The organism is Mesorhizobium sp. M1217 (assembly GCF_040318275.1).
In the GTDB taxonomy this organism is placed as follows: Bacteria; Pseudomonadota; Alphaproteobacteria; order Rhizobiales; family Rhizobiaceae; genus Mesorhizobium.
Map to the genome: position 1 here is coordinate 49,091 of NZ_JAMYMA010000012.1, position 18,791 is coordinate 67,881.

Genomic DNA, 18,791 nt, shown 5'->3' on the forward strand with positions numbered 1-18,791 from the left:
GGAAAAAGCCCTTCCGCCTCACAGCGGCCGGGCCGAGGATGAACATGCGCATCAAGACGGTCCAAGCCTGGTGGGTTCGCATACCGATCGAAGCCGCGAAGCAGCACCGCAGCGACTTCGGTCAGGTGGCGACGTTCGACGCCGCCATCCTGCGCATCGAAACCGACGACGGGCTTGTCGGCTGGGGCGAAGGCAAGAACGCCGCCGGCAGCGCCGGCAGCTACGGCGCCCTTGTCCATTTGCTGAACCATGAGGTCGGGCCGCAGCTGGTCGGCCTCGACCCGGCCGACATCGGCGTCATCTGGGAGATGCTCTACAATGGCGCGCGTCACGACAGCGCCGCCCGCGCCGGCCACGCCATGCCGCAATTGGCGCGACGCGGCATGAGCATCGCCGCTATCAGCGCCGTCGACATCGCATTGTGGGACATTCTCGGCAAATCACTCGGCGTTCCGGTCTGGCGACTGCTCGGCGGCCGCAAGCTGGACCGCATGCCGGCCTATGCTTCCGGCGGCTGGGCCACTGCGGAAGCCATCGGCGATCAGCTGCAATCCTACGTCGCCAAGGGCGGCTTCAAGGCGCTGAAGATGCGCGTCGGCGCCATGGACGGCGCCCCGCACGTCTCCGCCGCCCGCGTCCGCGCTGCAAGACAGGCGCTCGGTCCCGACATCGACCTGATGGTCGACGCGCACGGCACCTACACGGTGGCCGAAGCCAAGCGCTTCATCCATCTCGCCGGCGACCTCGATCTCGCCTGGTTCGAGGAGCCGGTGATCGCCGACGACAAGCGCGGCATGGCTGAGGTGCGCGCCTGCGGCTCGATCCCGATTGCCACCGGCGAGAGTGAGGCGACGCGCTACGCCTTCCGCGATCTCGCCGTACTCAAATCCGCCGATATCTTCCAGCCGGATCCGGCCTTTTGCGGCGGCATCAGCGAGGCGATGAAGATCGGAACCATCGCCAGCGCCTTCAATCTGCGCTTTGCGCCGCACCTTTGGGCGGGCGCGCCCTGCTTTTTTGCCGGGCTGCATGTTTGCGCCGCTTCGCCGGCGAGCTTCACCGTCGAATATTCACTCGGGGCCAACCCGATGATCCACGATCTGATCGAAGAGACTGTCGAAGCAAAGGACGGTATGGTAGCGATCCCTGATAGACCCGGGCTGGGATTCACTATTTCGGAGCGGTTCCTGGAGGCGCACGCGCAACACGGCTGACATGAAAGAAAAGAACCTTCTCGCGGAACTCGCCGCCTACCTGTTCTCCCATTCGGACAAGGAGACGGGCCGCACGCCGTCGGAGCGCGAACTGGCAGAGCATTTCAGCGTCAGCCGCGGTCAGATCCGCGAGGCGCTGGCCATTCTCGAGGCCATGCGCATCGTCGAACGACGGGCGAAGTCCGGCATCTACATCGATACAAAGCAGGCGAGCGTCGAGGCTATGGCGCTGTTCGCCCGCGCCGGCCTGCCGCTCGATCCTGTCCAGATCTACGAGACGGTCGAGTTGCGCAAGATCCACGAGATCAAGGCCGCCGAACTTGCCTGTTCCCGCGCCACCGAGGAGAATTTCGAGCGGCTGCGCGAGATCCTGAAGGCCTCAGAGGATCGCATAGCGGCCGGCGAAGGCCTTGCCAGGGAAGACCGCGAGTTCCACCTCGAGATCGTGCGGGCGACCAAGAACAGTGTGTTCCACAATGTCTGCAGCGTCTACTACATGATGGGCGAGATGCGCCTGCCGATCTATTTCAACGATCCCGAACGCAGCGTGCGCTCGCATGCCGAGCACATCCAGATCTACGAGGCGCTGCTGCGCCGCGACGGCAACCTCGCCCAGGCGCTGATGAGCGCTCATCTGCAAGGCGCCGAAAGCTATTGGAAGGGGCTGATCGAGGGGCGTGAGGCGGAACCGCAAAGCCCAGCGCTCGAAAAGGCCTGAAATGCCCAAGATCCTGTCGACACACAGACTGCACCCCCGTGCCTCTTCCATGCTGACAGGGGCCGGCGAACTCGTCGTTGCTTCCGCCCTCGACGCGCACACGCTGGCCGCCGAGGCAAGGGACGCCGATGTCATCATCGTTCGCGCTCCTTTGCCTGCGGCGCTTTTCGAAGGCGCGACCAGGCTCAGGGCCGCGATCCGCCACGGCGCCGGGCTGGACATGGTACCGATGGAAGCGGCCAACGCGGCGGGCGTGCTGGTGGCGAACGTTCCGGGAGTGAACGCGCGCTCGGTCGCCGAATATGTGATGTTCGCGGCACTGGCGCTGCTTCGGCGCTTTCGTGTGTTGGACCGCGACTTGCGGGCGAAGGGCTGGCTGGCCGGCCGCGAACACACCGTCATGGCCAATGAGCTTGCCGGCAAGACGATCGGCATTGTCGGCCTCGGCGCAATTGGCCAGGCGGTCGGCCACATCGCCGCCCATGGTTTCGATCTGAATGTGGTGGCAACGACGCGCAGCATGCGGCCGGCGCCGGACAGCGTCGGCTTCTTGTCGATCGATGCGCTCATCGAGCAGAGCGACATCATCGTTCTGTGCTGCCCGCTGACGCCCGAAACGCGGGGGCTGATCAGCCGGGAACGTATCGACCGGATGAAGCCGGATGCGCTGCTGATCAATGTTTCGCGCGGGCCGGTGATCGACGACGACGCGCTGATCGAGGCCCTGCAGAAGGGCCGCATCGGCGGCGCCGCGCTTGACGTTTTTGCGACACAACCGCTGCCGCCCAACCATCCCTACTTCGGCTTTGACAACGTCATCGTCACCCCGCACATGGCCGGGATCACCGAACAGTCGATGATGCGCATGGGCGTCGGCGCGGCTGGCGAAGCCTTGCTGGTGCTGGCCAACAGATTGCCGGTTAATCTGCGCAATCCCGAAGTGGTCGAGCACTACCGGCGGCGGTTCCCTGCCGATTTCTAAGCAAAGGCTACGCCTCAATTTTCCCGAATTCGCCAGCGACGTTGCCGGTATGGGAAACACCACAAAATTCCTGCTGACCGCCAGTGTCTGCATGGCGGCGGCGCATGCCTTGGCCAACGGACAGGGCAGCTACGTGTTCTGCGACAACGGCTTGCGCTGCGTGATGGCACCCTGTCCATCGAACAGCGCGCTCGACCTCGACACCGGCAAGTTCGTCAAAGGCGTTTCGATCGACATCGATCGCCTGCCGCAGCAAGACAAGGGCCTCGATCTTTCGGACAAGCTCTATGCCGGCAAGGTCGTTGTTGTCGGCTCGATCGAGAACCGCACCCGGACCTTCAACGGCAAGCGATACACCCTGCCTTGGCTGGTTGCCACCAGCATCGAGCGCACCGCCAAGGACAACGAGCGCGGCCACTGCTCGTCGCGCTGACACGCGCTATCGGATCAATTTGCAAGCAGTGCCTCGACCGCAGCGGCGATCCGCAGCAGGTGGTGGTCATGGCCATTGCGCGCCACCAGCATCAGCCCGGCCGGACGCATCATTCCGGGCATCGGCAGCGAGATGGCTGAAAGATCGAACTGGTTGGCGACCTGCGTGTTGCGCAGCAGAAGGCCTTCCGTCCTGTCGCACAGGGCCTCGTCGCCGGTCATCGAGACGATCGTCGGCGCGGTCATCGGCGTGGTCGGCAGGGCCAGCACGTCGACCGACGCCAGCCGGTCATCCATCGCGGCGGCAAGTGCTGCGCGACGGCGCATTGCTCTGATATAGACCGTGGCCGGAATGGCGGCGGCGCGCGACAATGGCCCGCTTACCCGCGGGTCGACCGGCATCGTCGCTCCCGTCGCCAGCCAGTCGGCATGGATCTCCGCCCCTTCCATTGCCGCGATCGAGGCGCGTTTGGTTGCCGCGCGCAGATCGACAAGCAGGTCGTCGATCGACAACTCCACAAGCCGTGCGCCGCTAAGCTCCATCTTGCGAAGACACCGGTCGAACGTCGTCGCGACCTCTTCCTCCGTATCATCGAACAGCACGCCGCGCGGAATACCGATGCGCAGGCCGTCCAGCGGAAGCGGCAACAGTGCCGCCAGGTTTTCGCCCGCCATCACTGCGTCGGCCGCCGCACATTCGGCGACGGTGCGGGCCAGCGGACCGATCGAGTCCAGCGTGGCCGACAGCGGAAACGCACCCGCGAGCGGCACGCGCCGCGCCGTCGGCTTGAAACCGACGACGCCATTCAACGATGCCGGAATGCGCACCGATCCGCCGGTATCGGAACCGATGGAGATTTCGCTGGTGCCTTCGCCGACCGAAACCGCGGCGCCTGAGGACGAGCCGCCCGGAATACGGCGGGCATCACTTGCATTGCCGGGCGTGCCGTAATGCGGATTGACGCCGATCGCGGTGAAGGCGAACTCGGTCATGTTGGTCTTGCCGAGGATGACTGCACCGGCCTGGCGCAACCGTTCCACGACAATGGCATCCCGCAACGCCGGCGCTGCCGTGGCGAGCAGCAGCGAGCCCGCCGTCGTCGGCTCGCCGGCGACATCGAACAGATCCTTGATCGAGGTGATCGCCCCATCGAGCGGCCCGAGCGTGACGCCGGCTTTTCGCCGCGCATCGGCGGCGTCGGCCGCCGCCCGTGCTGCTTCAGGATAGAGCTTTGCGAAAACGCTCTCATCGCCCACGCGAGCAGCAAGACGCGAAACAATTGCTTCGAGGCGATCACGGGCTGATTGCATTTTCGGTGTCGGACTCCGCACGCTTGCAACGTCTTAATGTGGCAGCCACAAACTGGCCGCAGGAGACATAGCCCGGCACGGTCGGGTTTGCACCTGTCGAACCGAAGGAGGAAGGCCCGATGCTCTACAAAAGCAGCTGCCACTGCGGCAAGGTCGCGTTCGAGGTCGAAGGCGAGCTGACCGGAGCCGTACGGTGCAATTGCTCGATCTGCTCGCGCAAGGGTGCACTGCTATGGGCAGTGCCGCATGAGAGCATGCGGGTGCTTGCCTGGGGCGATGATCTCGGCCGCTACAGCTTCGGCAACCATGTCATCGCCCACCGCTTCTGCCGCAGCTGCGGCATCCACCCCTTCGCCGAGGATGTCGGCGAAGGGAGCGGCCGAAGTGCCTATATCAATATCCATTGCATCGAGGCGTTGGACGTCGCCGCGGTGCCGGTCTTCGACTTCGACGGCCGTTCCGTCTAATGCATGTCGCGCAAAAGTGTGCAGCGGTTTTGTGATAACGACATGCATAAAAAAAGAATCTAAAGCGCGTCGCATAAGGCCGATCGAGTGCGACGCGCTTTAGGCCTTGGGACCGTCGATCGCCTTGGGGCCAAGTAAGAACGCCGCCAGTGCCGCAAGCAACGTCGCCGCCGCGCAATAGGCGAAGGCGCTGGCAACGCCGGTATTGTCGACCAGCAGGCCGCCGAAGACGGCGCCCAACGCGATGGCGACCTGGAACGTCATGACCATCAGCCCGCCGGCGCTTTCCGCCTGATCGGGGGCGGCTCGCACCAGCCAGGTCTGCAGCCCGACTGGGACGGCGCCGAAGGCAAAGCCCCAGCTGGCCACCGCTATTGCAGCCACGACGGGTGAGCCTCCGACCACCAGCAGCAGGAGCGCCGAAAACGCGATCAGCAGAGGCGCCAGGCTGACGGCTGCCTTGAGGCTGCGTTCCGCCATGAAGCCGCCGGCAAAATTGCCGAAGAAGCCACCAATGCCGTAGGCGAGCAGCACAAGCGAGATCGTCTCGATGTCCAGAGCGGGCACCTTCTCGAGAAACGGGCGGACATAGGTGAAGCCGGCAAAGTGTCCCGAGGCGACCAGCAGGACCACCAGCAGTGCCACCCTGATCATCGGCCGCTTCATCACCTCCAGCAGCGTGCGAAAACCTGCCGTACCTGCCGGTGGCAGCTTCGGAATGGTAGCCACCTGCACGAGCAGCGCTAGCGCGCCGACCACGGCGGCGATCATGAAGGCCGTCCGCCATCCCCAGATGTCGCCGACATAGGCGCCGACCGGAGCCGCACAGACCGTCGCCACCGAAACGCCGGTGAGGATGATCGACATGGCGCGCGGCATCAGCCGCATCGGAACGAGCCGCATCGCCATGGCTGCTGACATCGACCAGAAGCCACCGAGACTAATGCCAAGCATGATACGGGCGATCAGAAGAACGGGAAGCGACGACGCAAACGCGGCTACCAGATTTGACAGCACAAGCAGCACCGTCAGCGCCCACATGACCAGCCTGCGGTCCAGCCGCTTGGTGACAATGGCCATTGTCGGCGCCGCAATCGCGCCAATGACGGCGGTGGCCGTTACCGCCTGCCCTGCGGCGCCTTCGGTGATGCCGAGATCCTGCGCAAGCGGCGTCAGCAGGCTGGCAGGCAGAAATTCCGCGGTCACCAGGCCGAAGACTCCGAGCGCCAAGGAGACCACCGCCCCCCATGCGGGCTCGGATCGTTCGCCGGTTTCCGTCAGGTCGAGAACGGCGTCCATGACGCCTGTCGCGGGTTCGGTCATGAGGGATCTCCGATCTGGTTGCAGCGCAGCATCTGGCTGCAGTGCAACATAGGGAGTGACTGTCCGGAGTTTCCATGCTAGAAACACCATTATGCTTGACCGTTCGTCCAAAATCCCTGTCACCGGTGATCCGCTGACAGACATATTGCGCGGATTGCGCCTCGAAGGCGTCGATTACGGCCGTTGCGAGATGAAGGAACCCTGGGGCATCCATTTTCCGGCTCAGGCGGCGGCACGGTTTCATTTCATCGGTCGCAAAGGCTGCTGGTTGCTGCACCCGTCCGGCGAATGGGTCGAGCTCAAGGCGGGCGACGCGGTGTTGTTGCCGCGCGGTTCAGCCCACACGCTGGCGAGCGAGCCGGGTATCGAGGCGGCGCCGATCCACGGCTATGAGGTCGAGGAGATCTGCAAGGGTGTCTATTGCATGTCGAACGACGGCGTGCCCGGCTGCCGTCCGGGCACCTTGCTGTTTTTCGGCAGCATGTATTTCAATCTCGATGGCTTGCACCCCTTGCTCGGCATGATGCCGGACGTGATGCGCGCGCATGAGTTGGAAGCCTATGAGCCAGGTATCCCGCATTTGCTGGAGGCGATGGCCCGCGAGGTGACGATGGAGCGCGTCGGCTCCGGCGGCATCCTGGCGCGGCTGGCCGATGTGCTCGCCGCGACCGTCATCCGCTCATGGGTCGAGCGCGGCTGCGGCGACTCTTCCGGATGGATCGCGGCGGTGAGGGACCGCGAGATCGGCCGGGTGCTGGCCGCGATCCATCTGGAACCGAGCCGCGACTGGACGGTGGACGCTCTGGCGAAGATGATGGGCGTCTCGCGATCAGGTTTCGCCGAGCGCTTCGCAACCATTGTCGGCGAAACACCGGCAAAGTACGTCACGCAGGTACGGATGCACCAGGCGCGGCAATGGCTGGTCCGCGACCGGCTCAAGATTTCCGTCGTCGCGGCGCGCCTCGGCTACGAATCCGACGCCTCCTTCAGCCGCGCCTTCAAGCGGGTAATCGGATCGCCGCCCAGCCATTTCCGGGCCGAGGAACAGGCGGAGATCCGCCAGGCCGGCTAAACGTTGGCCGGGTTATTGCTCGGTGATGCAGGCCGAGCCGGCGCTGCTCTTGCAATATTTGCCGGAAGCCCCGCACCTGCCATCCGAGACTTCGACAACGGTGCCGCTCAACAACAGCTTGCAGTCACTGGTGGACAGATTGACCGTGCCGTTGAGATCCTTGATCTTCTTGGCGTCGACCTTCGCACCGGCGACAACTTTCTTGGCTGCCTGCGCCTCGCTCAGATGCACCGCCGACAATCCCATACCCGCGACAAGCAGGATCGTCGCAAAGCTGCGTAACAGATTTCCCATAGCCAACCCTCCGTTTTGGGTCTCCAAATTGGGCGTGCAAAGCCCGTTTGGGACCAAAGGATCAGCCTATTCGACAAATCGGAGCATCCGCATCCCCCGTACGGGGGATGACGGGAAGACTCGAGCATTTCGCAGCCAAGTGGAATCACACGGCGTCGCACAAATGCGACTAAAATAGATAGCTAGAGCGGGATGCACGGTCAATTTGAACGCATCCCGCTCTAGCTGCAGTAAAGAGGCTTGTACTTAGCCGGCGTGACGCAGGCTTATTCCGCTGCCCTTATCGAACAGCACCACCTTGTCCGGGTTCCAGGCAAAGCGCACCGGCTGCTCTATCTGCACGTCGGTCCTGGCCGGCACAGTGGCGCGCAGCATGGCGTCGCCGACCCGCAGCGTCAGGATCTTCTCGACGCCATGGTTCTCGACGTCATGGACCCGCGCCTCGACCGGCGCGCCGGTCTCGAGATAGACGTCCTCGGGACGAATACCGAAGACGAGCGGGCGACCGTCGGTCGCCGCGCCCGTCTTGGCACCCCCCGAAGTCTTGGCACCCCCCGCAAACGGCAATTCGAAATTCAGCGGTGCCATCACCGCACGCCCGTTAACAAGCTTGCCGTCGATGAGATTCATCGGCGGCGAGCCGACGAAGCTCGCCACGTAGGTGTCGCGCGGATTATTGTAGATCTCGTACGGCGTGCCGGTCTGGACGATGCGGCCATGGTTGAGCACGCCGACCTTGTCACCCATCGACATCGCCTCGATCTGATCGTGCGTCACGAACAGGAAGGTGGCGCCGAGCTGCATCTGCAGGTTCTTCAATTCGGTGCGCAGCGCCTCGCGCAATTTGGCGTCGAGCGCCGACAACGGCTCGTCCATCAGGAATACCCGCGGCTTGCGCACGATGGCGCGGCCGATCGAGACGCGCTGCATCTCGCCGCCTGAAAGCCGGTCGGTCTTGCGGTCGAGCAGATGCTCGATCCGCAGTGTCCTGGCAGCGCGGTCGACACGATCCTTGATCTCGGCATCGGGCAACCGGCGGATCTTCGGCTTCAGCGGAAATTCGAGGTTTTCGCGCACCGTATAACGCGGATAGAGCGAATATTGCTGCAGCACCAGCGCCACGTCGCGCTCGGCCGCGCCCCAATCGGCGACATCGACGCCGTCGATAAAGACCTGGCCTTCGCTCGGTTTTTCCAGGCCGGCAATCATGCGCAGCGTCGTCGTCTTGCCGGCGCCGGTCTCGCCGAGCAGGACGAAGAACTCGCCGTCGGCGATGTCGAGGTCGAGCCCGGTCAAAGCGGTGTGGTTGCCGAATTTCTTCGAAATGTTCTTGAGCTGGATGTGGGCCATCAGAGTCTCACTCCCAGCGATTTGCCGCTCGCCGTGTCGAAGAAATGCGCCTGGCTGGGATCGATTCTAACGAAGACCCTTTCGCCGGGGCCGCCGATGAAGCCGCTCTTGGTGCGTGCACGCAGCATCTTGGAGCCGACCTTGAGGTCGACGATATCGAAGGAGCCGAGCGGCTCAACGATCTGCGTCTCCACCGGCAAGAACCCCTCGGCGGCTTCGCGGCGAACGAGAACGCCTTCCGGCCGGATGCCGAGCGCGAGCTGGCCGCCGGCATGGCCGTTGAGCTTCGACAGCAAGGTGCGCGGGAATTCGAAGCCGGCGGCCGCATCGCCGACCGTGACCGAGGCCGACGAGGCTTTCTCGGTCACCGAAGCGTCGGCGACGTTCATCACCGGGCTGCCGACAAACTGCGCGACGAAAAGATTCGCCGGATGCGAATAGACCTCGTCCGGCGAGCCGACCTGCTGCAGTACGCCCTCATGCATGATGACGATGCGGTCGGCGAGGCTCATCGCCTCGATCTGGTCGTGAGTGACGTAGATGCTGGTCGAGCCCTGCTTGATGTGCAGCCGCTTGATCTCGGCCCTCATCTCCTCGCGCAGCTTGGCATCGAGCGCGCCGATCGGCTCGTCCATCAGCATCGCCTTCGGCCGCCGCACCAAGGCTCGGCCGATCGCGACGCGCTGCATGTCGCCGCCGGACAGGGCCGACGGTTTCTTGGCGAGGAGATCGCTGATCTGCAGCGTCTTGGCGACCGAGCGCACCTCGCTGTCGATCTCGGCCTTGCTCTTGCGCGTCGCCCTCAGTGGAAAGGCGATGTTCTCGTAGACGCTCATATGCGGATAGAGCGAGAACGATTGGAAGACCATGGCGATGTCGCGGTCGGCGGCCTTGAGGTGCTGGACCGGCTTGCCGTCGATGAGGATGTCGCCGCCGTCGATCGTCTCCAGTCCGGCAACGGCCCTGAGCGTCGTCGTCTTGCCGCAGCCCGACTGGCCGAGCAGCACGATGAACTCGTTATCGTCGATCTTCAGGTTGAGGTCCTTGATGACCTGGACGGCGCCGAAATATTTCTGGACGCCGCGAAGCTCGATCTGGGTCAATGCTGTGCCCCCGGGTTTGCCCCTTGCCCGGTGCCGGCCTTCTCCTCCGGCGCGATCTTGGAGGTGATGTTGAAGCCGATCAGGCCGATCAGGATGATGGTCACGCCGTAGCTGTGCAGCAGCATGTGCCATGGCTGGCAGAGCGCGATGATGCCGAGCACCATCAGCACCTGGCTGCCCGGTTCAAGATATTTCTGATTGATGTCGCGAAAACTCATTTGCGGATCGCTCCGAAGGACATGCCGCGCAAGAGGTGGTTGCGGAGCAGGAAGGTGAAGATCGCAACCGGCAGCAGGAACAGGAAGGTTCCGGCGGCAATCACCGTCCAGTCCGGCAGGCCGGCGCCGACCTGGCTGGGAATGAAAGGCGGCGCCGTCTGGGCACGGCGGCTGGTCATGATCAGTGCGAAGGCATATTCGTTCCACGCCGTGATAAAGCAGAACACGGCGGTGGCGGCGATGCCGGTGGCGGCCTCGGGCAGCACGATCTTGAAGAAGGCCTCCATGCGCGTATAGCCGTCGACGAGGGCCGCCTCCTCATACTCCTTGGGGATCTCGTCCATGAAGCCTTTCATCAGCCACACCGAGAAGGACAGGTTGAAGGCGGTGTAAAGGATGATCAGGCCGACATGGGAATCGTTGAGGCCGACCGCCCGGTACATCAGGAACATCGGAATGGCGACGACCACCGGCGGCAGCATGCGCGTCGACAGGATGAAGAACAGCAGGTCCGCCTCGCCTTTCACCTTGAAGCGCGAGAACCCATAGGCGGTGAAGGTGCCCATGCCGACGGCCAGGACGGTCGAGGTTATGGCAACGATCAGCGAGTTCATGAAACGGCTCGGATAGCCCGACCACTGCACCTGGCCCTTGCCGTCGCGCACGATCTTTTCGCCGCCATTGAAGACGACGCGCTCCCACCACGGCGCAGCCGCGTACTCCTCCGGTGATGGCGGGCTGCGCAGCTGCGAACGCTTGGTGAACAACTTGACGAAGGGCGATATCTCCGGCTGGAAAACCACCGTCGGCGGAATGGTGGTGGCGAGGTTGCGCGGCTTGAACGCCGTCGAGGCTATCCAGTAGATCGGCGCCAGGAAGATGATCGTCACCAGCAGGACGGCGACGATGGCGACCCGGTTGAAGGTGATTTCGGAAGAAGTGCGGACTGCGGCCATCTCAGCGCTCCTTCACCTTGTTGAGGTATTTGACATAGATGTTGGTGATCGCTAGCACCATGATCAGCACGATGTAGGCGAGCGCGCAGGAGCGCCCGGTCTGCCATTCCTGGAACGCCATCTTGTAGAGCCGGATCGAGATCAGCTCGGCCGTCGGCTGGCTGGTCAGGATATAGGCGAGGTCGAAGGTCTTGAACGCTTCCATGGTGCGGAAGATGACCGCGATCATCAGGATCGGCGCGACCAGCGGCAGCGTGATGCGGAAGAAGGTGTAGAACGGCCCGGCCCTGTCGATCGCGGCGGCCTCGTAGAGATGCTTGGGCACGGCCGACAGGCCGGCCAGCGACAACAGCATGACGAAGGGCGACCACATCCAGATATCGGTCAGCGCGACCGCATAGAGCGCCATTTTCGGATCCGACAGCCATTCGAAGGTGCCGAGGCCCAGCGCATAATTGATGATGCCGAAGGACGGATCGTAGAGCAGTTTCCAGAACAGGCCGACGACGGCCATAGACAGCATCATCGGCAACAACAGGAGCGTCGTCAGCAGGCCCTTGAGCGGAATGTCGCGGTTGAGCAGCATGGCCACGCCGAAGCCGACGAGCAGCTGGCCGGCGACCGAGATGATGACGTATTTTGCGGTGATGGCGAAGTTGGACCAGACATAGGGATCGCTGAGCAGGTCGCGATAGTTTTGCAGCCCGACGAAATTCGCCGCCGCGCTGGTCGAGGCGCGGAAATCGGTGAACGAATAGCCCAGCGAATAGATCAGCGGGAAGATGTTGAAGACGATCAGAAACAGGATCGTCGGGATGATGAAGAGATTGCGGATCGAAATGTCGCTTAGACCGCGAGCAGCGGCCCGCGAGGACCTGTCCAGCGTGGTGATCATCGTGGTCGCCAAGACCCTGCTCCCGGTTCAAGAATCAGAAAAAGAAACGGAGGAGGCACGAACGCCCCCTCCGTGAAGGTTCATACTTATTGGCCGCGGCCGTATTTCTTGAAGGTCGCGTTCCAGTCGGCTGCCAGTGCGTCCAGCGTCTCCTTGGCGGTGCCTTCGCCGCCGATCATGTAGGGGTAGATGCGCTGGTTGAGCTGCTGCAGCAGTTCGGCATATTCCGGAACCGCCCAGAAGTCCTTGACCTTGAACATGGTCTCGTAGAACGCCTTGTTGTAGGGCGTGGCGTTCTGGAATTCGGGCGACTTGAGCACGGCGGCACTGCAGGTGTAGCCGCCAAGCGCTGCCCATTTCTTCTGGGTCTCGTCCTTGATGAACCATTCCAGGAACTTGGTCGCCTCTTCCTGCTTCTGCGAGTAGGAAACGATGGAGATGCCCTGACCGCCGAGTGCGGCGAACTGGTCCCCGTTCGGGCCGGGAGGATTGGCGAAGAAGCCGGTGTTCTTGGCGTTCGGGTTCGACGCCTCGTTGATCAGCGAGGGGAAGAACGCGAAGTAGTTCATGCTCATCGCGGCCAGGTTTTCAGTGATCGCCTGGTTGTCCTCGACGAAGAACGACTTGGCCCAGCCCGGAGGCGTGAACTTGTAGAGTTCCTTGTAGGCGTCGAGCGCCGCGATCGCCTTGTCGGAGTTGATGAAGCCGTCGACCTTGTAGGTCTTATAATCACCCAGCTCGCCGCCAAAGGAGAACAGCGCGTTTTCGAAGCCCATCGCCATCGCGTCATAGGAATTGTCGGTGTAGATGGCGATGCCGTATTTTTTCTGGTCCGGCCGGTAGAAGAACTCGGCGATGTCGCGCAGCGCCTTGAAATCCTTCGGCACGTCGAGATCGTAGCCATACTTGGCCTTGAAGGCTTCCTTTTCCTTCGGATCCTCGAACCAGTCCTTGCGGTAGGACCAGCCGACGGCGTCGCCTTCAAGCGGAATGGCCCAGTACTTGCTGCTGCCGCCCGGATATTCGGCGTAGTACTTCACCGTCGCCGGTGCCATCACGTCGCCGACCTTGTGCTTGTTGAAGAAGTCGGTCAGGTCGACATAGTGGCCACCGGTCGAGCCGGCACCGAGCCATTGCGAGTCGCCGACGACCATATCATAGGCGTCGCCATGGGCGTTGAACTCGGTGAAGGCTTTGGTCTGGAAGTCGGGCCACGGTGTGGTTTCCACCGTGATTTTGACGCCGGTTTCCTTCTCGTACTCGTTGCCGAGTTCCTGCAGGTAATTGGCCGGATCCCATTCCGCCCAGAAGATTGTAAGTTCCTTTTCCTGCGCGTAGACGGACGTTCCGCAGGCTAGCACTAAGCCGATACCAGCAAGCAAGCTGGTCATTGTCTTGCGCATAATGATTTCCTCCCTTGTGCGCATTCTACCGCGTCATGCGAGCCGGCGGCGAGGCCGGCCCTGGTAGTCCTCCCGTGACGGCACCGTTCCGGTTTTTGAGCCTCCTCGTTCGACCGAAACGGATATTAGCCTTCACCCTTTGATCCGCTTTATTTGTCCTGATCTGGTATTACCAATTTCAGACGAACGTCAAGCCCTTTCTTGGACGGCGGCGGACATGCAGACAAGTTGGTTTCTGCGATATCTGCCTGTTTTCCCTGAATTTTCCTACTCCTTGATACAGAGGGGCCTTGCCTCGGCCGCTGCATCGCCAATAGTATGAGTAGGCAGGGTGCAAATCTGGTCGAACCAGATTGGCGTCATCTAGCGGCTGTCATCGGTGCGATCCCATCTCCTTCAATCATCGATTCCGTCACAGCTGCGCGTACCAGCGCGCTGGCGGCCCATTGCGCGACCGACATCATACTGCGGCTGTCCAATCCCCATATATCCTTCAGTACGATCAGCATCTCAACACCGAAGATCAATGACAGCGCCTGCGCGAGCCGCTTGAATTCGCGCGGCGGCAACCGGCCTTTGAGTGGCGCAATCGCATCTTTCAAAAGATCGACGCGATGGCCGCGCGTGAACGCCGGTTCGCCGTCAAACGTGCCTGCCTGTCGCTGCGCCCACTGGTCGAGCGACAGTTTCAGCGCCGCCTTGAACGTCGCTTCGAAGGCCTCGATGCGCGGCATGGCGGTCTCGAACAGCTCGGCCACCCGGCGCTCGGGATCGGCAGAGCTCGATTTCCAGGTAAGGATCGGTCCGAGCCCCTCATCGACCACCGCCTGCACCAGCGCCGCCTGGCTCGGAAAATACCGATAGGCGGTGGCGCGTGAGACTTCCGCCGCCTCCGCCACCTCGCTGACCGACGGCGTGGCGCCCGCCTGCATCAGCTTTGTCGCCGTCTCCAGCATCAGCCGCCTGGTGCGCGCGCGGGCCCCGCGCTCTACCCGCGGGTTCGGCCCCTGGCCGGCATCGTCGTCCGTTGCCGCTTGTTGACGTGAGACATTCATGTCAATACGATACGCGCGTCTCAAAAAATTGCAATGGCCCTTCGCGCCGTCGAATGGCCGGGCAAAGGGGCGGCAGCGTCGAACACGCCCAGGACCGGGGAAACGCGATGAAGCGCATCTATGTGGTGGGCACCGCCGACACCAAGGGCGAGGAACTCGCTTTTCTGGCCGATGCGGTCGCCGCAACCGGCGCTTCGATTGCCCGTGTCGACATCGGAACACGCGGCGCGACCGTGCCGGTCGATGTTTCGGCAGACGAGGTCGCCAGCCACCATTCAGAGGGTCGCAATGCCGTGCTCGGCGTCGACGACCACGGCACCGCAGTGGCGGCGATGGCTGCCGCCTTTGCCCGATTTGTTCAATCGCGTAGCGATATTGCCGGGATTATCGGTATCGGCGGTGGCGGCGGCACCTCGATCATCACCACAGGCATGCGCACGCTGCCGCTCGGCCTGCCCAAGATCATGGTTTCGACCTTGGCCTCCGGCGACACCGCGCCTTATGTCGACGTCTCCGACATCGTCATGATGCCGTCGGTGACCGACATGGCCGGCCTCAACCGGCTTTCCCGTGTCGTGCTCCACAATGCCGCCCAGGCGATATCAGGCATGGCGGCAAAGCCGGCGCCGCCGGCCGACGGCAGACCCTCGATAGGCCTCACCATGTTCGGCGTCACCACGCCGTGCGTGACCGCCATCGCCGACGAACTTCGTTCGACTTATGACTGTATGGTATTTCATGCCACTGGAACCGGCGGCCGCACCATGGAAAAATTGGCCGACAGCGGCCTGTTGTCCGGCGTCATCGACATCACCACGACCGAAGTCTGCGACTTGCTGTTTGGCGGCGTGCTGCCGGCGACGGACGATCGCTTTGGTGCCATCGCCCGCAACGGGCTGCCTTATGTCGGCTCGGTCGGCGCGCTCGACATGGTCAATTTCTGGGCGCCGTCGACGATTCCGGAACGCTATCGCGGGCGGCTGTTCTACGAGCACAATCCAAACGTCACACTGATGCGCACCGCTGCCGACGAAAGCAGAATGATCGGCGAATGGATCGGTACAAGGCTGAGCCTCTGCCAGGGTCCGGTTCGTTTCCTCATTCCGGAGAAAGGCGTGTCGGCGCTCGACATCGAAGGCGGCGCCTTCTTCGACCCTGAAGCCGATGCAGCTTTGTTCGAGGCGATCGAGCGCACCATCAAACCCGCCAAAACGCGGCGCGTTCTGCGCCTGCCGCTGCATATCAACGACCCCGAATTCGCCTGGGCCGCCACAACGGCCTTCCTCGACATCGCCAGACAGTGAGACACCAAGATATGGCCGCCATACCGCGCAAGAAAATCCTGGAGAAATTCGGCAAGATGATCGCGGACGGCGTTCCGATCGTCGGCGGCGGTGCCGGCACCGGCCTGTCGGCCAAGGCAGAGGAAGCTGGCGGCATCGACCTGATCATCATCTACAATTCCGGCCGCTACCGCATGGCCGGGCGCGGCTCGGCCGCCGGCCTGCTCGCCTATGGCAACGCCAACGAGATCGTCAAGGAGATGGCCTACGAAGTGCTGCCGGTAGTGAAGAAGACGCCGGTGCTGGCCGGCGTCAACGGCACCGATCCCTTCGTCATCATGCCGCTGCTTTTGGCCGAGTTGAAGACGATGGGCTTTTCCGGTGTGCAGAACTTTCCGACCATCGGCCTGTTCGACGGCCAGATGCGGCAGAGTTTTGAAGAAACCGGCATGGGCTTCGGGCTCGAGGTCGACATGATCGCCGAGGCTCACAAACTCGACCTGTTGACCACGCCCTACGTCTTCAATCCAGACGAGGCTCGCGCCATGACACAAGCCGGCGCCGACATCGTCGTCGCCCATATGGGGGTGACCACCGGCGGTTCGATCGGTGCGACCTCGGCTAAATCGCTGGACGACTGTGTGAAGGAGATCGACGCCATTGCCGAAGCGGCACGCTCAGTGCGCGAGGATATCATCCTGCTTTGCCATGGCGGGCCGATCTCGATGCCGGACGACGCCAAATATATTCTCGAGCGCTGCAAGGGCCTGCACGGTTTCTACGGCGCGAGTTCGATGGAACGGCTGCCGGCGGAAGCTTCGATCGCCAGGCAAACGGCGGATTTCAAGGCCGTCACGTTCGGCGCTGCGTAGAAGAAGGGGTGAGACGATGACCGACAACAGCAAGGTGTTCGTATACCCAAAAGACGTCAGCGCCTTCGGCTTCGACTGGGGCAGGCTGTCGCTGACGGTCGCTCCCGAAGTGAACGGCGCGAAGCGCTTTTCCGGTGGTGTCGTCGACCTGCCGTCGGGCAAGGGCCATACGCGTCATAACCATCCGGGTGCCGAGGAGATCATTTTCGTCATCTCAGGCAATGGCGAGCAGATGGTCGAAGACGAGAAGGGCAATCCGGTCGTCGAGAAGGTCGGCCCCGGTTGCACCATCTATGTGCCGGAAAGCCGCTTCCATTCGACGCTCAATACCGGCGACGCGCCGATGCAGCTTTTCGTCGTCTATTCGCCGGCCGGGCCGGAATTGGCACTGCGCGACCTGCCGGATTTCAGGCTGCTGCCGTCAGGTGGGAATTGAGATAGACGGCGCCTAAGCCCCGCCCCTGTTCCAGCCCCTACCCCGATCGCCGAACATAATGTAACCGGCGCCGGTCACCGCCACCGTGTCCTCCAGCTTGATGAAGCCGCGCGTCGGGTGGAGCATGGTCGTCTCGACCGAAAGCACCATGTTCTTCTCCAGCGGCTTTGCGGCATAGGTGCCTTCATAGGTCACCGGATGGTTGGTCATCAGGAACGGCGCTTCGTGCGTGATCAGCCCCATGCCATGCGCGAAGAAATCGGTATAGGCCGCAACCTTGGATTTCTTCAGCACGCCTTCGGCATGAGAAATCATGTCACCGCCCAGCGTGCCCGCCTTTACCTTGGAGAAGGCCGCCTGCTGCACCGTCTCGATCTCGGCCAGCAGATCCTCGAGTTCGGCGTCAGGCTCACCCAGCACGCCCATGCGGCAAAGGTCGCCGATATAGCCGTGGTAGTTGCCGCCGGAATCGATCGACATCACCTCGCCCTTCTTCCACGTTTGCGGCGAGGCCGCGCGGTTGTGACTGGAGCCTAGCGTCAACAGGCAATATTCGAAATGCGCGCCGCGATTGGTCTCCTCGCGCCTGAGCTGTTCGATGATCTCGCTCTTGGTTGTGCCTTCGCGTGCCCAGCCGATGGTCGCCAGCATGGAATCGGTGATCAGCTCCGAAGCAATGCGCAGCTTCTCCAGCTCGGCTTCGGTTTTGATTGCTCGCATGCGCTCCAGCATGTGCGTGGCGTCGATCAGCTTGGCGTCCGGCAGCGCGTTGCGGATCAGCATATAGGCGTCGGACGGCAGGAAGGCGGGCTCGATGCCAATGCGGGCATTGCCCTTGCCGATCTTCCGCAAATGCTCGACCGCCAGGTTGGCGGCATCGAGCGTGCCCCAGCAGGCGGCATGCAGTGTCGGCGTCCAGAACGGATGGTTCTGGTGCTCGCCGCCCTCCATGCGGTTGCCGATATAGGCGGCATGCTCCGGCCCGCCTTTCTCGTAGACGACGACAGGCAGATAGCGGCTATGGCCGATCGCATCCATGGCGGCGAAGAAGATGAACTTGTAGCCGCCAAGCAGATATTGCGTGTTGTGCTTGGAGGTGGCGAGCAGCACGTCGATGCCGGCTTCCTCCATCAGCCCGTCCACCCTGGCCTGGTCGAACGGCACGCTGCCGACGACATTCTTGCCCGGAGCAACGTTCATTGTCTCTCTCCCTGAAGTGCCATGACCGACCGCACGTGGCGCCGGCCTTTCTGGTTTTAGAGCCTTGGCTCCCCTCAAATCTGCATCATTTTGCCCGGTCTGGTCCAGCCAGAATGGGTCGAGCGGGCGCCAAAAGCTCATTCCGCTACCGGCATGGTCTAATCTGGTCCGGCCAGATCAGCGCATTGGACCGCTTCCCTGTAACTG

Annotated in this window: 20 protein-coding genes; 9 read left to right on the forward strand and 11 right to left on the reverse strand. The window is 62.7% G+C overall.

Features of this window, described 5'->3' with window-relative positions; all coding sequences use genetic code 11:
* The first annotated feature begins 44 nt into the window (after positions 1 to 44).
* The 4 genes from NKH37_RS20615 to NKH37_RS20630 are packed head-to-tail and all read left to right on the forward strand — an operon-like array spanning position 45 to position 3,347.
* Positions 45 to 1,214 carry a mandelate racemase/muconate lactonizing enzyme family protein gene (locus NKH37_RS20615; protein ID WP_352495521.1) on the forward strand — a complete coding sequence of 390 codons (1,170 nt, stop codon included), beginning with the start codon at positions 45 to 47 and terminating at the stop codon, positions 1,212 to 1,214.
* Between the two features lies 1 nt (position 1,215).
* Positions 1,216 to 1,932: a FadR/GntR family transcriptional regulator gene (locus NKH37_RS20620; RefSeq protein WP_352483633.1), complete on the forward strand. Its 717-nt coding sequence runs from the start codon at positions 1,216 to 1,218 to the stop codon at positions 1,930 to 1,932.
* Position 1,933: 1 nt separating this feature from the next.
* Positions 1,934 to 2,914, forward strand: a complete 981-nt coding sequence (locus tag NKH37_RS20625) for a hydroxyacid dehydrogenase (protein WP_353005921.1) — start codon at positions 1,934 to 1,936, stop codon at positions 2,912 to 2,914.
* 49 nt (positions 2,915 to 2,963) lie between these two features.
* The gene (locus NKH37_RS20630) at positions 2,964 to 3,347 is read left to right on the forward strand and encodes a hypothetical protein (RefSeq protein ID WP_023721986.1); all 384 of its coding nucleotides are present in this window, start codon (positions 2,964 to 2,966) and stop codon (positions 3,345 to 3,347) included.
* Positions 3,348 to 3,361: 14 nt separating this feature from the next.
* Here the strand turns inward: NKH37_RS20630 and NKH37_RS20635 are convergent, their stop codons facing one another.
* On the reverse strand, positions 3,362 to 4,657 hold the full coding sequence (locus NKH37_RS20635) for an amidase (RefSeq protein WP_352483635.1): 1,296 nt from the start codon (positions 4,655 to 4,657) through the stop codon (positions 3,362 to 3,364).
* A gap of 119 nt (positions 4,658 to 4,776) precedes the next feature.
* Between NKH37_RS20635 and NKH37_RS20640 the strand changes: the two genes are divergently transcribed.
* Positions 4,777 to 5,124 (forward strand): GFA family protein, encoded by a 348-nt coding sequence (locus tag NKH37_RS20640; protein ID WP_353005922.1) that lies wholly within the window; start codon positions 4,777 to 4,779, stop codon positions 5,122 to 5,124.
* A 99-nt stretch (positions 5,125 to 5,223) separates the two neighbouring features.
* On the opposite strand, the gene NKH37_RS20645 is transcribed toward NKH37_RS20640, so the two are convergent.
* A complete protein-coding gene (locus tag NKH37_RS20645; protein WP_352483637.1) occupies positions 5,224 to 6,447 on the reverse strand; it encodes an MFS transporter in 1,224 nt (407 codons plus the stop codon).
* A gap of 91 nt (positions 6,448 to 6,538) precedes the next feature.
* Here NKH37_RS20645 and NKH37_RS20650 point away from each other — a divergent pair, with 91 nt between their 5' ends.
* On the forward strand, positions 6,539 to 7,519 hold the full coding sequence (locus NKH37_RS20650) for an AraC family transcriptional regulator (RefSeq protein ID WP_353005923.1): 981 nt from the start codon (positions 6,539 to 6,541) through the stop codon (positions 7,517 to 7,519).
* Between the two features lie 12 nt (positions 7,520 to 7,531).
* Here NKH37_RS20650 and NKH37_RS20655 read toward each other — a convergent pair whose 3' ends face one another.
* The 8 genes from NKH37_RS20655 to NKH37_RS20690 form a co-directional block, all read right to left on the reverse strand.
* Positions 7,532 to 7,813 (reverse strand): hypothetical protein, encoded by a 282-nt coding sequence (locus NKH37_RS20655; RefSeq protein ID WP_352483638.1) that lies wholly within the window; start codon positions 7,811 to 7,813, stop codon positions 7,532 to 7,534.
* Positions 7,814 to 8,059: 246 nt separating this feature from the next.
* Positions 8,060 to 9,163, reverse strand: a complete 1,104-nt coding sequence (locus NKH37_RS20660; RefSeq protein WP_023722319.1) for an ABC transporter ATP-binding protein — start codon at positions 9,161 to 9,163, stop codon at positions 8,060 to 8,062.
* Complete coding sequence (locus NKH37_RS20665) at positions 9,163 to 10,266, reverse strand: ABC transporter ATP-binding protein (protein ID WP_352484972.1); 1,104 nt, start codon at positions 10,264 to 10,266, stop codon at positions 9,163 to 9,165. Before NKH37_RS20665 ends, NKH37_RS20660 begins: the two co-directional genes overlap by 1 nt.
* A complete protein-coding gene (locus tag NKH37_RS20670) occupies positions 10,263 to 10,484 on the reverse strand; it encodes a hypothetical protein (protein ID WP_023722317.1) in 222 nt (73 codons plus the stop codon). Before NKH37_RS20670 ends, NKH37_RS20665 begins: the two co-directional genes overlap by 4 nt.
* A complete protein-coding gene (locus tag NKH37_RS20675) occupies positions 10,481 to 11,440 on the reverse strand; it encodes a carbohydrate ABC transporter permease (protein ID WP_023722316.1) in 960 nt (319 codons plus the stop codon). Before NKH37_RS20675 ends, NKH37_RS20670 begins: the two co-directional genes overlap by 4 nt.
* A 1-nt stretch (position 11,441) precedes the next feature.
* The gene (locus NKH37_RS20680; protein WP_023722315.1) at positions 11,442 to 12,347 is read right to left on the reverse strand and encodes a carbohydrate ABC transporter permease; all 906 of its coding nucleotides are present in this window, start codon (positions 12,345 to 12,347) and stop codon (positions 11,442 to 11,444) included.
* A gap of 74 nt (positions 12,348 to 12,421) precedes the next feature.
* The gene (locus NKH37_RS20685) at positions 12,422 to 13,738 is read right to left on the reverse strand and encodes an ABC transporter substrate-binding protein (protein ID WP_023722314.1); all 1,317 of its coding nucleotides are present in this window, start codon (positions 13,736 to 13,738) and stop codon (positions 12,422 to 12,424) included.
* A gap of 359 nt (positions 13,739 to 14,097) precedes the next feature.
* Complete coding sequence (locus tag NKH37_RS20690) at positions 14,098 to 14,793, reverse strand: TetR/AcrR family transcriptional regulator (protein WP_023722313.1); 696 nt, start codon at positions 14,791 to 14,793, stop codon at positions 14,098 to 14,100.
* Between the two features lie 107 nt (positions 14,794 to 14,900).
* Here NKH37_RS20690 and NKH37_RS20695 point away from each other — a divergent pair, with 107 nt between their 5' ends.
* The 3 genes from NKH37_RS20695 to NKH37_RS20705 are packed head-to-tail and all read left to right on the forward strand — an operon-like array spanning position 14,901 to position 17,384.
* Positions 14,901 to 16,097 (forward strand): Tm-1-like ATP-binding domain-containing protein, encoded by a 1,197-nt coding sequence (locus NKH37_RS20695; protein WP_353005924.1) that lies wholly within the window; start codon positions 14,901 to 14,903, stop codon positions 16,095 to 16,097.
* 11 nt (positions 16,098 to 16,108) lie between these two features.
* The gene (locus NKH37_RS20700; RefSeq protein ID WP_353005925.1) at positions 16,109 to 16,948 is read left to right on the forward strand and encodes a phosphoenolpyruvate hydrolase family protein; all 840 of its coding nucleotides are present in this window, start codon (positions 16,109 to 16,111) and stop codon (positions 16,946 to 16,948) included.
* Between the two features lie 16 nt (positions 16,949 to 16,964).
* On the forward strand, positions 16,965 to 17,384 hold the full coding sequence (locus NKH37_RS20705; protein ID WP_023722310.1) for a cupin domain-containing protein: 420 nt from the start codon (positions 16,965 to 16,967) through the stop codon (positions 17,382 to 17,384).
* A gap of 12 nt (positions 17,385 to 17,396) precedes the next feature.
* Here the strand turns inward: NKH37_RS20705 and NKH37_RS20710 are convergent, their stop codons facing one another.
* Positions 17,397 to 18,584 carry a M24 family metallopeptidase gene (locus tag NKH37_RS20710; RefSeq protein WP_352484965.1) on the reverse strand — a complete coding sequence of 396 codons (1,188 nt, stop codon included), beginning with the start codon at positions 18,582 to 18,584 and terminating at the stop codon, positions 17,397 to 17,399.
* Positions 18,585 to 18,791: the final 207 nt, after the last annotated feature.